The sequence below is a fragment of the Haloimpatiens lingqiaonensis genome, assembly GCF_901447495.1.
Classification (GTDB): domain Bacteria; phylum Bacillota; class Clostridia; order Clostridiales; family Clostridiaceae; genus Haloimpatiens; species Haloimpatiens lingqiaonensis.
The window spans coordinates 35503-49895 of record NZ_CABDWS010000015.1; the positions used below are offsets into that span (position 1 = coordinate 35503).

Genomic DNA, 14393 nt, shown 5'->3' on the forward strand with positions numbered 1-14393 from the left:
CCCTACTTTCCTAAACAGAATTCTGCAAAAATCTTATCTATTATATCTTCTTCTACCGTATCACCTGTTATTTCCCCTAAGGCCGTCCATGCATTTCTTATATCTATAGAAGCTAAATCTATAGCCTCTACATTTTCTAAAACTCCTATAGCCGCCCTTAAACTTTCTTTAGATCTTATTAATGCTTCTTTATGTCTATTGTTAGTTACATATATATCTTCAGTTTTTATTTCTCCTTTGAAGAACAACTGCTTTATACAATTTTTTATATTATCCAATCCTTCTCCAGTTTTTACTGAAATATCTATGATGTATTTAGAATCTAATTTTGAAAGTTCTTTAGATTCCATCTGTCTATTTAAATCTTTTTTATTTAAAAGAACTATATATTTTTTATCCCTTATATACTCTATAATTTCTTCATCTTCTCTGTCTAATTTTCTGCTTAAATCCAACATTAGTATTATTAAATCTGCCTCTTCTATTTTTTCCTTGGATTTTTCCACACCTATCTTTTCTACAATGTTTTCTGTTTCTCTTATACCAGCCGTATCAATTAACTTTATAGGAATTCCATCTATATTTATGTATTCTTCTATTACATCCCTTGTAGTTCCAGGTACATCTGTAACTATAGCTCTCTTCTCCTGTAGTAATGCATTTAAAAGAGAAGATTTCCCTACATTTGGTTTCCCAACTATTACCACCTTAATACCTTCTTTTAACATCTTTCCTTCTTCAGCAGTGCTTAATAATCTATCTATTTCATCTATAAATGTTGAAAGTTGAATGTTAGCTTTTTTAGATGTAACTTCTTCTAAATCGTCCTCAGGATAGTCAACAGTAGCCTCTATATGCGCAATTAATCCTAAAAGTTCTGCCCTTATAGCCGATATTTCCTTGGAAATTATACCTTCTGACTGTTTAATTGCTGATTTCATGCTGAGTTCTGTTTTAGCATTTATTATATCAATTACAGCCTCTGCCTGACTCAAATCTATTCTGCCATTCAAAAATGCTCTCTTTGTAAACTCTCCTCGCTCTGCAAGTCTTGCACCAGCTTTTATTGTTTCCTCTAAAACTCTATTGGTAGCTACCACTCCACCGTGGCAATTTATTTCCACAGTATCCTCTGCAGTAAAACTTCTAGGGCCTCTCATGTAACTTACAATTACCTCATCAATTACTTCCCTGCTATCCTTATCCACAATAAAGCCATACCTCATAGTATAAGTCTTCATTCCCTCTAAGGATTTACCATTCTTAGCCTTAAAAATACTATCTACTATAGGCAAAGCATTATCCCCAGATACTCTTATTATGGAAACTCCCCCTTCACCCAAACTAGTTGATACAGCTGCAATGGTATCAAATTCTTTCATCTTCTTAAATTCCTCCCGATTTTATATGTTTACTTAACATTATTATTTTAGCCCAATATACTTTTTTTACACTGTATTAATTTTATCAAATAACAATATAAATTTAAACAGTAATATAGGTTATATTCCCTAATTTATCACTAATCCCTAATCTCCATTCACTAATTAATAATTAAAATTGTTGCTGGTAATTGGGGACTGGGGATTAGTGATTAATATTTACCTTCCCTAATAAAAAGAAAGCCCTTAGGCTTTCTTTAAATCAATAACTACTCTTCTATATGGTTCCTGACCTTCACTATAGGTTTTTATTTCTGAATCACCTTGAAGTGCAGAGTGAATAACTCTTCTTTCATATGGATTCATAGGTTCTAATTTAACACTTCTGCCCTTTTGCTTAACCTTTTGAGCCATCTTATCTGCTAATCTTTTTAATGTCTGCTCTCTTTTATATCTATAATTTTCAGTATCTAAAATTACTCTCTTATATTGCTCATCATTATCTTTATTGATAGCAAGGCTAACTAAATATTGAAGTGAATCTAAAGTTTCTCCCCTATGACCTATTATAAGTCCCATATTAGGCCCTGAAAGGGTTATTTTTAAAGCAGAGCCTTCATCTTTTATTCTTATCTCTGATTTTATATCCATGGCATTTAAAACTTTTCTTAAAAAGCTTCTAGCCTCTTCTGTATAATTCTTCTTTTCTGTAAGTTTAACCTTAGCATCCTTAGTTCCAATAAAACCAAATAATCCTTTGCTACCCTCTTCTATTATTTCAACTTCAACTTCATCCTTAGTTAATTTAAGTTCATTTAATCCCTTTTGTATAGCTTCTTCAACATTTTTCCCCATAACTTCAATGCTTTTCATTACCGTAAGACACCGCCTTCCTATAGCAAATAATTATTAGGCATTTTGCTTACTTTTATTCTCATTCCTCTTCATTACTAACGTTTGAGCTATTTGGAATAAGTTATTTGTTACCCAATAAAGTACTAATGCCCCTTTAAATTTTAAACTCATATATGTGATAAACACAGACATAAATATATTCATAATAGATGTTTGCTTTGCTTGCATTTCGTCACCTTTCATTCCCATCATAGCTGATGAAAGGTAAGTAGTAATACCTGACGCTATTGGCAATATTAATGAAAGTGGATCTTTAAGTGATGGTATTCCACCTAAATCCTTAATCCATAAGAAACTTACTCCGCTTATATTAGGTAGATTTGCGAACAAATAATACATAGCAAATAAAATTGGCATTTGTATTATTAAAGGTAAGCATCCACTTAAAGGGCTTACTCCGTTTTCCTTATAAAGCTTCATAACCTCTTCTTGCATTTTTTGAGGATTATTTTTATATTTTTCTTGTAACTTCTTCATTTCTGGTTGTATTTCACTCATTTTAACAGTAGATCTTATCTGCTTATAGTTTATAGGAAGCAATATTATTCTTATTATTGCCGTAAATAATATTATGGCTAAACCATATGTAATATTATTATTAGGTATAAAACTATTTAATCCACTGTGCAACATTTCAAAAAATTTAGATAACCATTGTGATAAAAACTGCACTTTTAAACCTCCCAAAATTAAATATTATTTAACAGGATCATATCCCCCCTCATGAAAAGGATGACATTTTAAGATCCTCTTTATAGCCATAATACCTCCCTTAAATGCCCCATACTTTTCAATAGCCTCTAATGCGTATTGGGAGCATGTAGGATAAAATCTACAGCATGGTCTTTTTAATGGAGATATGTATTTTCTATAAAATTTAATCATGCAAATTAGAACTTTCTTCATTATTATATAAACCAGCTTTCTTAATTATATTAATTAAAGCCTTTTCTACCTCTTTATATGTCCTATCTTTACAACTAGTTCTAGCTATTATAACTAAATCAAAGTTTTCTACATTGAAATTCTGTTGGTTTAATCTATAACATTCCTTTATAAGTCTCTTAACTCTACTTCTGACTACACTATTTCCTACCTTTTTACTTACTGAAATCCCTAATCTATTAGTATTATCATTTTTTTTATTTTTATACTTATATAAAACTAATAAGTTATTAGAAAAAGATTTGCCTCTTTTATATACAGTTTTAAACTCAACATTTTTCCTTAAACTTTCAAGTTTCATTTAAACTTACTCCTTTTATCTGCAGTTGCAGAAAAAGGCCACTTATGCGGCCCTTATGCTGTCAATCTCTTTCTACCTTTAAGTCTTCTTCTTTGAAGAACATTTCTTCCAGACTTAGTGCTCATTCTTTTTCTGAAACCATGCTCTCTTTTTCTTTGTAACTTCTTTGGTTGGTAAGTTCTTTTCATCCTACTGCACCTCCTTCATTTGAAGTTAGTATATAGCAAAGTATTACTTACTAACTATATTTATGGTTTTACTATTAAATTATATAGTTATAGATACCCAATGTCAAGAAGAACAAAATGTATATTAATAGTAAAAAATCCTACGTACATATAATGAAGTATTTTTACCCTTTTAATTTTTAAATTTATTGTTTTTAAAAAATTTTATCCTTTCACTGTGAATATTTTTTCATATTTTTAATCTTTTTGTGGATAACTTCTTGAATACCTTTATTCCTTTTGATATTATTAATTGTGAACTGTTAATATTTTTTTCATTTTTATTATTTATACACAGGTTGTTGATAAGTTTGTGGATAACCTGTTTCATTTTGTATATATCTTTTTCACTATCTTTATAAAATTGGCTTGTTTTAATGTTTTTATATTTTTTTTAGTGTAAATAACTTTTTTTATGTATCTGTTGATAATTTATGATATAATAAAATTCTCTAAATTTATAAACATAATTATCAACATGTGAATATTTTTATATACATTTGTCTAGTATTTATAAATGGGTTACTAATTGTAGATAACTCTGTTTATATTTTGTTTATTATTTTTTGAACTGGAGGATACGAAATGGATGTTCATCTTACTCACATTTGGGAAAAAACCTTAAATATAATAAAAGGTGAACTTACAGAAGTAAGCTTTAATACTTGGATTAAAAGTATAATACCTATATCCATAGACAGGGATAGCTTAAAATTGGGGGTACCAAACAATTTTACAAAAGAAATCTTAGAAAATAGATATAAAAATCTAATTTCTAATGCTGTTAAAGTAATAACTTCTAAATCTTACAATATTGATTTTATAATTGCCAGCGAAGAAGCCGTAGATGCTCAACCAAAGGAACAAATAAAACCAGAACAGAGTAATATAATCGTTAATCCTGAATTTACGTCTACTCTAAATCCGAAATATACCTTTGATTCCTTTGTTATTGGCAATAGTAATCGCTTTGCTCATGCAGCTTCTTTAGCCGTAGCAGAATCCCCTGCTAAAGCATATAACCCTCTTTTTATTTATGGAGGCGTGGGTCTTGGTAAAACTCACCTTATGCACGCCATAGGACATTATGTACTGGAAAATAATCCTAATTCAAAGGTTGTATATGTTACTTCTGAAAAATTCACTAACGAGCTTATAAATTCTATAAAAGATGATAAGAACGTGGATTTTAGAAATAAGTATAGAAATGTAGATATTCTTCTAATTGACGATATTCAATTCATAGCTGGTAAAGAAAGAACCCAGGAAGAATTTTTCCATACTTTCAATGCTCTTCATGAGGCTAACAAACAAATTATATTATCTAGTGATAGGCCACCTAAGGAAATACCTACATTAGAAGATAGATTGCGCTCTCGATTCGAGTGGGGGTTAATAGCTGATATTCAGCCTCCTGACTTTGAAACTAGAATAGCTATTCTAAAAAAGAAAGCTGATGTAGAAAATTTAAATATTCCTAATGAAGTGATGGTATACATAGCTAATAAAATAAAATCTAACATTAGAGAACTAGAAGGGGCTCTCATTAGAATAGTTGCTTTTTCTTCTTTAACTAATAAAGAAATTAGTGTAGATTTAGCATCTGAAGCACTAAAAGACATAATCTCTAATAACCTAAATAAGCAAATAACCATTGGTTCTATACAAGATATAGTTTCTAGTTATTTTAATCTTAGCGTAGACGATTTTAAATCATCTAGAAGAACTAGAAACATAGCCTACCCAAGACAAATAGCTATGTATTTATGTAGAAAATTAACAGATATGTCTCTTCCTAAAATAGGAGAAGAATTTGGTGGAAGGGATCACACTACAGTTATACATGCTTACGAAAAAATCTCAAATAACTTAAAGAAAGACACTGGACTTAAGAGCACAATAGAAGAATTAAGTAATAAAATATCTCAAAATTAACATGTGTTTATAATATATAACTAATTACCTGTGGATAAAAGAAAATATGTTTTTCACCTTTGGATACTGTGGATAAAATATTAAATTTATTATTAATTTATCCACAATTATTTTTGCTCCTATTTTCTTAGTTTTTAAGGGGTTACACTACTTATCCACATACTCACAGCCCCTACTACTATTACTACTAATATTTATATATATTATCTTCTCTATCTATATAAAATTTACTGTGAATAAATAAGGAGGTTTTATTGTGATATTTACATGTGAAAAAAGTAAATTACAAGAGGCTATTAATATATCCCAAAAGGCTATTACAGGAAAGTCCACTATGGCTATACTACAAGGAATATTACTAATAGCTGAAAACAACACTATTACATTAATAGGTTCTGATATAGACTTAAGCATAGAAACAAAGGTGGAAGCTAATGTTATTGAAAATGGAAGAATCGTTTTAGACTCAAGACTTTTTGGAGAAATAATTAAAAAATTACCAAATAGTACTGTAGAAATACGTACTACAGAAAAAAACAGCATAGATATTAAATGTGAAAAATCTAATGCTACTCTTTTCCACATGAATGCTGAAGAGTACCCAGAAATACCAATGGTAGATGAAAATAAAATGTGCTTTTTATCTCAGAAACTGCTTAAAAATATGATAAAAGGTACCATATTTGCAGTGGCACAAGATGAAACAAGACCTATTCTTACTGGTGTTTTGTTCCAAATATTAAAAAATAAGCTTAATTTAGTTGCTTTAGATGGCTATAGACTTGCACTTAGAAGTGAAGACATAGATGTAGAGCAAGATATAAACTGTGTAATTCCAGGAAAAACTTTAAATGAAGTCTCTAAAATACTAGAAGATGATGAAAAAAAGGTTGCTCTATCCTTTACAGATAATCATATATTGTTTAATTTAGGAAAAACTAAGATTATATCAAGACTTTTAGAAGGTGATTTTATAAAATATGATTCTATAATCCCAGAAGAATATAATCTTAGAGCCACTGTTAAAAAAGATGAAATACTAGGTTGTATTGAAAGAGCATCTCTTATGGCAAAAGACGGAAATACTAATTTGGTAAAATTTGATATAAAAGATGACAATATGATAATCACATCTAATTCTCAATTGGGAAAAGTAAGAGAAGAATTGAATATAATTTTGCAAGGAGAGTCTTTAAAAACTGCATTTAATTCAAGATATTTAATAGATGTATTTAAAATCATGGAAGAAGAAGAAATATACATGGAATTTTCTAGTAGCGTCAGCCCTTGTATAATAAAAAATAAGGAAAATAACAACTGCACATATTTATTACTTCCGGTTAGAGTTGCTACTAGATAAACCTGAAAAGGAGCTTATGCATTATGGAAAAAATAGGTATAAATACAGAACAAATAAAGTTAGATGCTTTTTTGAAATGGAGCGGTGCAGCTTCACTTGGATCAGAAGCTAAAATATATATACAAGAGGGCGAAGTAAAGGTTAATGGAGAAATAGAAACCAGACGAGGTAGAAAATTAGTAAAGGGTGATATAATAGAACTTCACGGAACAAAATACGAAATAGTTTAAAAAATACTATTTGATTAATTATTTTTGTGAATAATCATATTGTGATATAATAAAAAGGTGTATGAATTATGTATGTTAAGGGACTACAGCTTATAAATTTTAGAAATTACAATAATTTATTAATGGAATTCAAACAGGGGGTAAATGTTCTTGTAGGAGATAATGCTCAAGGGAAAACAAATATACTTGAAAGTATATATTATTGCAGCTTAGCTAAATCTCACAGAACAAATAGAGACAGGGAGCTTATAAATTGGGATTATAAAAACGCCTATATATCTCTTTCTGTAGGAAGAGAAAGGCTGGATAAGAAGATAGACATAAAAATATTTAAAGAGGGAAAAAAGGGCATTAATGTAAATTCTATAAAGGTAAATAAAATAGCAGATCTTATTGGAATTTTTAATGTGGTTATGTTTTCTCCTGAAGATTTAGATATTGTTAAAGGCTCTCCAGCTGCTAGAAGAAGACTTTTAGATATAGAGCTTTGTAAATTAAGTAAAAAATATTATTATAATTTATCCGTATACAAAAAAGCTTTGGGAGAAAGAAACTCTTTATTAAAAGGAATGAGATGTGATGAGGGAATTTTAGAGGTATATGATACTCAATTAAGTTCTTTTGGAGCATACTTAATAAAAGAGAGACTAAAATACATAGAGAAGCTCAATGAATATGGAAAAATAATACATTCAAATATAACCAGTGGTAATGAAGAAATAAGTTTTAATTATGTATCTCAAATTAAAAATCTTCAAAACACTGAAAATATAGAAGAAGCTCTTTTTTATTTATTAAAAAGCCATAGAAAAAGTGATATGGAAAAAAGAAATACATCAGTAGGCCCCCACAGAGATGATTTTGATATAAAAATAAATGATATAGATGCTAGAGAATATGGTTCTCAAGGTCAACAAAGAACTTCTGTATTAACAATAAAGTTTGCTTCTTTGGATATAATTAAAAGTATTACAGGAGAATATCCTGTTCTTTTACTGGATGATGTTTTATCAGAACTAGACATTAGGAGACAAAAATATATATTGAGTTCTATAAAAGACATTCAAACAATTATAACCTGTACGGGCATGCATAATATTCAGGAATATCTAGGAGAAGACTCTTTAGTTTATGAAGTTAAAAGTGGAAGTATAGAGAGAATAAGGTGATTCTAAGGAGGATATTTTATGTTTTTACATTTAGGTGAAAATGTAGTAGTGCCAATAGAAGATGTTATAGGCATTTTTGATATGGAAACCACTATGTATAGTTCAGATACCAGTCAATTTTTAAGATTGGCAGAAGAGGATGGTTTTGTAGAAAGAGTTACTAAGGAAAAGCCTAAATCCTTTGTTATTGCAGAAGTTGATAAGAAGAGCAAAATTTATTTGTCTCCAATATCGTCCTCTACTCTTCAAAAAAGAACCAAATCCATATATTTTGGGATATAGCGTGAGTTAGGAGGTAAAATCTTAATGGTAAATAACGAAGTTTATGATGAAAGTCAAATACAGGTGCTAGAAGGCCTGGAGGCAGTAAGAAAAAGGCCAGGAATGTATATAGGAAGTACTAGCTTAAGAGGACTTCATCACTTAGTTTATGAAATAGTAGATAATAGTATAGACGAAGCATTGGCAGGGTATTGTGATGAAATACATGTAAATATACACAAGGATAACTCAGTTACTATAGAGGATAATGGTAGAGGTATGCCTGTAGGTATGCACCCTAAGATGAATATGCCTACAGTTGAGGTTATAATGACAGTGCTTCATGCTGGCGGAAAGTTTGGTGGAGGAGGATACAAGGTATCTGGAGGACTTCATGGTGTTGGAGCCTCTGTAGTTAATGCCTTATCTGAATTCTGCAGTGTTACAGTATTTAGGGATGGTAAAGAATGGAAACAGGAATATTCAAGAGGTAAAGCTATTACGGGTTTGGAAAACGTAGGAAGTTCAGATAAACATGGAACAAGGGTTTATTTTCTTGCAGACTCAGAGATTTTTGAGGAGTTAGATTTTGATTATGAAACACTAGCTCAAAGATTAAGAGAGTTAGCCTTTTTAAACAAAGGAATTAAGATAGTGTTTACGGATGAAAGAGAAGAAAAAGAAGAAGTTTTCCACTATGAGGGTGGAATAAAATCATTTGTAAGCTATTTAAACAGAAATAAAGAAGTTTTATATAAAGAGCCTATATATGTTGAGGGAGGTAAGGACGATTATATTGTGGAGATAGCTCTTCAACATAATGACACATATACAGAAAATATATTTTCTTTTGCAAACAATATAGATACTGTGGAGGGTGGAACACACCTAGCTGGATTTAAAGCAGCTCTTACAAGAATAATAAATGACTACTCTAAGAAGTTTGGTTTTTTAAAGGAAAGCGATAAAAACCTATCAGGAGAAGATATAAGAGAAGGACTTACAGCAGTAATATCTGTAAAACTTACAGATCCTCAATTTGAAGGTCAAACAAAAACTAAGCTTGGAAATAGTGAGGCACGTGGAATAGTAGATAGTATACTTACAGAAACAGTAGAAGCTTATCTTGAAGAAAATCCACAAATAGCAAAGGTTATAATGGATAAGGCGCTTACTGCGTCACGTGCAAGGGAAGCGGCTAAAAAGGCAAGAGAACTTACAAGAAGAAAATCTGTCCTTGAAAGCACAGCCTTGCCAGGAAAACTTGCGGATTGTTCATCAAAGGATCCAAGCAAGTGTGAAATATATATAGTAGAGGGAGACTCTGCGGGTGGTAGTGCAAAACAAGGAAGAAATAGAGAGTTTCAAGCTATATTACCTTTAAGAGGTAAAATAATGAATGTAGAGAAACAAAGATTGGATAAAATATTGGGTTACCAAGAAATAAGATCCATGATAACGGCTTTTGGAGCTGGTATAGGAAAAGAATTTGATATAAGCAAAATAAGATATGATAGAATTATAATAATGACAGACGCGGACGTAGATGGTGCGCACATAAGAACTTTGCTTTTAACATTCTTCTATAGATACATGAAGGAGTTATTAGAACAAGGTCACGTGTATATTGCACAACCTCCTCTTTATAAAATATCTAAAGGCAAGAAAGAATACTATTCTTATAGTGACAATGAATTAGATATTATATTACAACAATTAGGAGGAAAGGACACAAATACAGAAATACAAAGATATAAAGGTCTAGGAGAAATGGATGCAGAGCAGCTTTGGGAAACTACTATGGATCCAGATAGAAGAACCTTACTAAAGGTAACGGTAGAAGATGCTATGGCGGCAGATGAAATATTCACTATACTTATGGGTGATAAAGTAGAACCTCGTAGGCAGTTCATTGAGGAAAATGCCAAAAAAGTTGTTAACCTAGATATATAAAGATAAAAGAGAAGGTGAACTACATGTTTGAAGGTAAAGTACTACCAGTAGATATAAAGAATGAAATGAAAAAATCCTATATAGATTACGCTATGAGTGTAATAGTAGGTCGTGCACTGCCTGATGTAAGAGATGGTTTAAAGCCAGTGCATAGAAGAATAATTTATTCCATGCATGAGTTAGGTTTAACACCAGAAAAGGGATATAGAAAATGTGCTAGAATAGTCGGAGACGTTTTAGGTAAATACCATCCACATGGGGATACAGCAGTTTATGATGCTCTTGTTAGAATGGCTCAAGATTTTAACATGAGATATACTCTTGTAGACGGACATGGAAACTTTGGTTCTATAGATGGTGACAGTGCTGCGGCTATGAGGTATACTGAGGCAAAAATGAGCAAAATAAATCTACAGATGATAAGAGATATAAATAAGAATACTGTAGATTTTACACCTAACTTTGATGGAGAAGAAAAGGAACCTTGTGTTTTACCATCTAGATTTCCTAATTTATTAGTAAATGGTTCCGCAGGTATAGCAGTAGGTATGGCCACCAATATACCACCTCATAACTTAAGAGAAGTAATAGATGGTATAATAATGCTTATAGATAACCCTGAGGTTACAATACCTGAACTAATGACAAAGATAAAAGGACCAGATTTCCCTACAGCAGGTATAATAGAGGGTACTGCAGGAATTAGGCAGGCTTATGAAACTGGCAGAGGAAAAGTAGTCATAAGAGCTAAAACAGAGATAGAGGAGCATAAGGGAAGAACTAGAATAATAGTTAATGAGATACCTTATCAAGTAAATAAGGCAAGACTTATAGAAAACATCGCTGATTTAGTTAAAAATAAAAAGGTAGAGGGTATATCTGATTTAAGAGATGAGTCCGATAGAGATGGTATGAGAATCGTCATTGAATTAAAAAGAGATGCCAACCCTAACGTAGTTTTAAATAGATTATATAAGCACACTAGACTTCAAGACACCTTTGGAGTAATAATGCTAGCCCTAGTAAACAATGAGCCTAAGGTTTTAAATTTAAAACAAATATTAGTAGAATATGTGAAATTCCAAGAAGAAGTAATAACGAGAAGAACTCAATTTGAATTAGATAAAGCTTTATCTAGAGCGCATATTTTAGAAGGATTAAAGATAGCATTAGATCATATTGATGAAGTAATAAGCTTAATAAGAGCTTCTAAAACTACTCAGGAAGCAAAAGAAGGTCTTATGAGTAAATTTAATCTTTCTGAAAAACAATCTCAAGCTATATTGGATATGAAGCTTCAAAGATTGACAGGATTAGAAAGAGAAAAAATAGACGATGAGCTTAATGCATTACAGGAAACCATAAAAAGATTGAAGGAAATACTAGAAAATAAAGAAATACTTCTAAAGTTGATTAAAGATGAACTAATAGAGATAAAAGACAAATATGGTGATGAAAGAAGAACTGCCATAGAGAAAAGTCTTAGAGATATAGACATTGAGGACTTAATAGAAGAGGAAAATGTTGTTATAACATTAACTCATGAAGGATACATTAAAAGATTACCTGAAGACACTTATAGTGCACAAAAAAGAGGGGGAAGAGGCATACAGGCTATGGCAACTAAAGAAGATGACTTTGTTGAGCACTTATTTATAACCTCAACCCATCATGAATTAATGTTCTTTACTAATGCCGGTAAGACATATAAGGTAAAGGCATATGAAATACCAGAAGCAGGAAGAACCGCTAAAGGAACTAATGTAATAAATATAATTCCTTTAAATCAAGATGAAAAAATACAAGCGGTTATAGCCTTAAAGGAATTTGATGAAGATAAATATCTAATAATGGCTACTAAAAATGGTATAGTAAAGAAAACATCCTTAAGCAAATATGCAAATATAAGAAAATCAGGATTAAATGCTGTAACATTAAAAGACGGAGATGAGCTTATAGACGCAAAACTAACCAATGGAAATGATGAAATTATAATGGCTACAAGAAATGGATACAGCATAAGATTTAAAGAAACTGATGTTAGACCTATGGGAAGAAATGCAGCTGGTGTTAAAGCTATAACATTAAGAGGTAATGATATAGCAGTAGCTATGAATGTAGTAAATGAAGAAGAACAGTTATTGGTTGTAAGTCAAAATGGATTTGGTAAGAGAACGCCTATTTCAGAATATAAAGTAATTAAAAGAGGCGGAAAAGGAATTATAACCTACAAGGTTACAGATAAGACTGGAAGCATAGTTGGTGCTAAAATGGTCAAGGATTCTGATGAAATAATGCTTATAAACAGTAAGGATATAGCTATAAGAATAAATGTTTCTGATATATCAGTAACAAGCAGAAATACCATGGGAGTAACCCTTATGAAAACAGGGGAAGAAATAGAAGTAGTTGCTATGGCTAAAATAATCTCTGAAGATGAAAAAACAGAAGATAACAATGATGAAAATGTAAATGATCAAAATGTAAGTGAAGTGCATGAAGATAATGCAAGCGATCAAAATATAAGTGAAGTACATGAAGAAAATAACGATGCGGTAGATGCAGAGGTTCAAGAATAAAAAAGTTATTTTCAGAATCAGTAATAAATTTATAAATTAAAAAACTAGAGTTATTTTGTTTAACATTTTTGGCCCAAATTCTCCCGTATTCTATATGGGAGTGGTTCAAATAATAATATCTTACTTCTATGTTAGCAAGGGTAAGGTGAGGTTAAATGAATACTCTAGTTTTTTTTACGTATAAAAAATTGAAACCATGCAAAAATACTTTGCAATAATTTTACATGAATACTTTAGTCATTTAGTGAAATATCTGCACTTACTTTATTAAATAATAAGGATATGTAGCTGCTACTTGTAGAAGAGGGGTGAATTCAGCCCTTTCAGTTAAACTGTAATATTTATAAAATGAAATTTTAAAGGTAAAAACTTTCTTTGTATTTACTACACTAATTCAATCTAGAGCTTGAAATTTATATGCGAAAGTTGAGTTATATACATATTCAATAATATAATTTGAGTATTATTGTCAAAAAATAGAGATAAACTTAACCTTGTGTATCTATATAAGAAAAATAGAGTAAAATAAGGGTATATAGAGAAAAAACCATTTATTTTATTAAATTTAATAAAATATTAAAAATATAGTTTGGTTTATATGATATTATATATTTCGTCGCAAGTCGACAGAGAAAAATAAACAAACTGGTCTTTGAAAATTAAACAGAGATGATGATGATAAATCATAAAGTCAGTGAATTTGAGTTTAAGAGCAAGCTCTTAAAATGAGGTTAAACACTAACGTGTTTAACTAAGTGACTATGCCAAATCGAAGATTTGGAATATCTACTTATTTTAAATTGAGAGTTTGATCCTGGCTCAGGACGAACGCTGGCGGCGTGCCTAACACATGCAAGTCGAGCGATGAAGTTCCCTTCGGGGAACGGATTAGCGGCGGACGGGTGAGTAACACGTGGGCAACCTGCCTCAAAGAGGGGAATAGCCTCCCGAAAGGGAGATTAATACCGCATAACGTTGCGGAATCGCATGATTCTGCAACCAAAGGAGCAATCCGCTTTGAGATGGGCCCGCGGCGCATTAGCTAGTTGGTAAGGTAATGGCTTACCAAGGCGACGATGCGTAGCCGACCTGAGAGGGTGATCGGCCACATTGGAACTGAGATACGGTCCAGACTC

Annotated in this window: 13 protein-coding genes and 1 rRNA gene; 8 read left to right on the plus strand and 6 right to left on the minus strand. The window is 31.1% G+C overall.

Translation table 11 applies throughout. The annotated features are described in order from the left end of the window. Positions 1 to 2: 2 nt before the first annotated feature. The 6 genes from mnmE to rpmH form a co-directional block, all read right to left on the minus strand. Entirely contained in the window at positions 3 to 1382 is a 1380-nt protein-coding gene (mnmE, locus tag FGK85_RS04675) for a tRNA uridine-5-carboxymethylaminomethyl(34) synthesis GTPase MnmE (protein ID WP_138204203.1), read from the minus strand. Positions 1383 to 1628: 246 nt separating this feature from the next. Next, positions 1629 to 2255 carry an RNA-binding cell elongation regulator Jag/EloR gene (gene jag / locus FGK85_RS04680; RefSeq protein ID WP_138204205.1) on the minus strand — a complete coding sequence of 209 codons (627 nt, stop codon included), beginning with the start codon at positions 2253 to 2255 and terminating at the stop codon, positions 1629 to 1631. 36 nt (positions 2256 to 2291) lie between these two features. Further along, positions 2292 to 2969, minus strand: coding sequence for a membrane protein insertase YidC (gene yidC, locus FGK85_RS04685; RefSeq protein ID WP_138204207.1), 678 nt, complete (start codon positions 2967 to 2969; stop codon positions 2292 to 2294). A gap of 24 nt (positions 2970 to 2993) precedes the next feature. After that, positions 2994 to 3203 (minus strand): membrane protein insertion efficiency factor YidD, encoded by a 210-nt coding sequence (yidD, locus tag FGK85_RS04690; RefSeq protein WP_138204209.1) that lies wholly within the window; start codon positions 3201 to 3203, stop codon positions 2994 to 2996. Next, positions 3175 to 3543 carry a ribonuclease P protein component gene (rnpA, locus tag FGK85_RS04695; RefSeq protein WP_138204212.1) on the minus strand — a complete coding sequence of 123 codons (369 nt, stop codon included), beginning with the start codon at positions 3541 to 3543 and terminating at the stop codon, positions 3175 to 3177. Before rnpA ends, yidD begins: the two co-directional genes overlap by 29 nt. A 53-nt stretch (positions 3544 to 3596) precedes the next feature. Continuing rightward, positions 3597 to 3731: a 50S ribosomal protein L34 gene (rpmH, locus tag FGK85_RS04700; protein ID WP_138204214.1), complete on the minus strand. Its 135-nt coding sequence runs from the start codon at positions 3729 to 3731 to the stop codon at positions 3597 to 3599. A 624-nt stretch (positions 3732 to 4355) separates the two neighbouring features. Here rpmH and dnaA point away from each other — a divergent pair. The 8 genes from dnaA to FGK85_RS04740 all read left to right on the plus strand — a co-directional run. Beyond that, entirely contained in the window at positions 4356 to 5705 is a 1350-nt protein-coding gene (gene dnaA, locus FGK85_RS04705; protein ID WP_138204216.1) for a chromosomal replication initiator protein DnaA, read from the plus strand. A 256-nt stretch (positions 5706 to 5961) separates the two neighbouring features. Further along, positions 5962 to 7065 carry a DNA polymerase III subunit beta gene (gene dnaN, locus FGK85_RS04710; RefSeq protein ID WP_138204218.1) on the plus strand — a complete coding sequence of 368 codons (1104 nt, stop codon included), beginning with the start codon at positions 5962 to 5964 and terminating at the stop codon, positions 7063 to 7065. 23 nt (positions 7066 to 7088) lie between these two features. Beyond that, on the plus strand, positions 7089 to 7295 hold the full coding sequence (gene yaaA / locus FGK85_RS04715) for a S4 domain-containing protein YaaA (RefSeq protein WP_138204220.1): 207 nt from the start codon (positions 7089 to 7091) through the stop codon (positions 7293 to 7295). Between the two features lie 68 nt (positions 7296 to 7363). Next, a complete protein-coding gene (gene recF / locus FGK85_RS04720) occupies positions 7364 to 8464 on the plus strand; it encodes a DNA replication/repair protein RecF (RefSeq protein WP_138204222.1) in 1101 nt (366 codons plus the stop codon). Positions 8465 to 8482: 18 nt separating this feature from the next. Continuing rightward, positions 8483 to 8746, plus strand: a complete 264-nt coding sequence (gene remB, locus FGK85_RS04725; RefSeq protein ID WP_138204224.1) for an extracellular matrix regulator RemB — start codon at positions 8483 to 8485, stop codon at positions 8744 to 8746. 24 nt (positions 8747 to 8770) lie between these two features. Further along, the gene (gene gyrB / locus FGK85_RS04730; protein WP_138204226.1) at positions 8771 to 10678 is read left to right on the plus strand and encodes a DNA topoisomerase (ATP-hydrolyzing) subunit B; all 1908 of its coding nucleotides are present in this window, start codon (positions 8771 to 8773) and stop codon (positions 10676 to 10678) included. Between the two features lie 23 nt (positions 10679 to 10701). After that, positions 10702 to 13257: a DNA gyrase subunit A gene (gene gyrA / locus FGK85_RS04735; RefSeq protein ID WP_138204228.1), complete on the plus strand. Its 2556-nt coding sequence runs from the start codon at positions 10702 to 10704 to the stop codon at positions 13255 to 13257. A gap of 796 nt (positions 13258 to 14053) precedes the next feature. Beyond that, positions 14054 to 14393: ribosomal RNA gene (locus FGK85_RS04740) — 16S ribosomal RNA — on the plus strand; the annotation flags it as partial.